Origin of the sequence: Parapedobacter pyrenivorans, from assembly GCF_014636865.1 — a bacterium.
Classification (GTDB): domain Bacteria; phylum Bacteroidota; class Bacteroidia; order Sphingobacteriales; family Sphingobacteriaceae; genus Parapedobacter; species Parapedobacter pyrenivorans.
Genome location: NZ_BMER01000001.1, coordinates 285,421 through 285,704 on the forward strand (window position 1 = coordinate 285,421; position 284 = coordinate 285,704).

Consider the following 284-nt stretch of genomic DNA (forward strand, 5'->3'; position numbering starts at 1 on the left):
TCAACAACGCCAGCGTCTTTCTCCGCCTGTGTGATGGTATAGGTTGCTTTGCCCGTAGTTACTTCACCCGGAGCTAGTACAGCGACATCGAGGGTAATTGTCCCATTGATTTTTGGATCATCAACAGTTATTCCATCCATCGTCACGTTGCCGATGTTGGTCACAGTGAACGTGTATTCGATGGTGTTGCCGTCCGCGGACAGTACCCCCGTCTTAGCAAACGACAGTGCGGGGTCGGCCGGGACTTCCACTTCGGTCGGTACGCCCGGGTCACCCGGCGTGCC

Annotated in this window: 1 protein-coding gene; it reads right to left on the bottom strand. The window is 55.6% G+C overall.

Annotation, left to right across the window (positions count from 1 at the left end):
* The coding region (locus tag IEV98_RS01130) for a CLIPPER-2 domain-containing protein (protein ID WP_229738504.1) at positions 1–284 on the bottom strand (284 nt) is incomplete at both ends.